This is a genomic window from Streptomyces sp. NPDC057854, assembly GCF_042797055.1.
Lineage (GTDB): Bacteria > Actinomycetota > Actinomycetes > Streptomycetales > Streptomycetaceae > Streptomyces.
On the sequence record NZ_JBHVMF010000063.1, the window covers coordinates 1 to 1337 of the forward strand.

At 76.6% G+C, this 1337-nt stretch carries 2 protein-coding genes; one reads left to right on the top strand and one right to left on the bottom strand.

The window, feature by feature from the left end; genetic code table 11:
- On the top strand, window positions 1–569 hold a 569-nt coding region (locus ACFVQZ_RS36490), incomplete at its 5' end, for a septum formation family protein (RefSeq protein WP_383629186.1).
- A gap of 22 nt (window positions 570–591) precedes the next feature.
- Here ACFVQZ_RS36490 and ACFVQZ_RS36495 read toward each other — a convergent pair.
- Window positions 592–1269 carry a TetR/AcrR family transcriptional regulator gene (locus ACFVQZ_RS36495; protein WP_378231185.1) on the bottom strand — a complete coding sequence of 226 codons (678 nt, stop codon included), beginning with the start codon at window positions 1267–1269 and terminating at the stop codon, window positions 592–594.
- Window positions 1270–1337 lie beyond the last annotated feature (68 nt).

Here is a 1337-nt window from a genome sequence, read left to right on the forward strand (position 1 = left end):
TCGCCGTGGCGAGCGTGCCCGCGGGCGTGGTGCTCGGGCCCGTCGGGATCGGGCTCGGTGCCGCGGGGCTCTCCCGCGTGCGGTCCCGGGGCGCGCGCGGTCGAGGGCTCGCGGTCGCCGGCATGGTGGTGGGCGCCGTCGTCACGGTCGCGTGGACCGCGGGCGCGCTCGTCTGGTGGCAGGGCGAGCAGGCGCGCACGCCGCTCGCGGGCGACGTCGACGCCCCGCAGACGGTCAACGCGGTCCAGCTCGTGCTGGGGACCTGCCTCGACGAGCTGCCGCCGGACGGCGAGGTGTCGCAGGTGCGGGCCGTGCCCTGCGCCGACGAGCACCGGGCGCAGGTCGTCGCCAGGACCGACCTGGGCGCGGACGAGGTGTGGCCCGGTCAGCAGGCCGTCGACCGCCGCGTCGCGCGCGTGTGCACGCCCGACGTGCTGGGCGCCGACGCGCCCGAGGGCGTCGAACTCGTCGTGTGGTCGCCGACGGAGGCGTCGTGGCGTGACGGCGACCGCACGGGGCTGTGCCTGGCCGCCGGGGCCGACCCGCTCCCCGGCGACCTGCTCGGCTGAGGACGGCGGGAGGTCCTCGCGCTCAGCGCGCGGGGACCTCCTCGGCGAGGATGAGGTCGAGATAGGCACGCAGGTCGGCCGCCATGTCGACGCGCTCGGGGCGCGGCCGCTCGAGCGACAGCAGCCACTGGACCTGGAGCCCGTCCATGAGCGCGACGATCTGTCGCGCCGCCGCGTGCGGGTCCACCCCGGCCCGCAGGCCGCCCGCGCGCGCCCGGCGGGAGAGCTGCTCGACCGCCCGAGCGACCGCCCACTCGTACCGCCGGACGAAGTACTCGTGCGCCGGGTGGTCCGGGGACGTCGCCTCCGCCGCGAGCGCCGTGAACAGCTCGACGATGTGCCGCCGGAGGGCGTTGCGCTCGACCAGGCGCACGAGGGCGTCGAAGTAGTCGGTCCCGCGCGCGAGGTCCTCGTCCAGGTCCGCCACGTCGACGGTGTCGCGGTAGTCGAGCACCGCCTCGAGGAGCGCGACCTTCGTCGGGAAGTGGTGGAGGAGGCCGGGGTGGGACATGCCCACTCGCGACGCCAGCTCGCGCAGCGAGGCGGCGTGGAAGCCGACCTCACCGAAGAGCACGACGGCGGCCTGGAGGATCTCCTCGCGCTTGGCGCGGCCCTTCGCGTACCCGCGCCCGGGGTCGGGGCTCGCGGGACGACGGGGAGCGCCGCGGTCGTGGCCGGCTCCGAGGGCCGCGCTCGTCATGGGTCCTGCTCCGTCCGTCGTCCGAGAGGGAAAACCCTACCGACCGCGGCAGGTCCACGGTGCCCGTC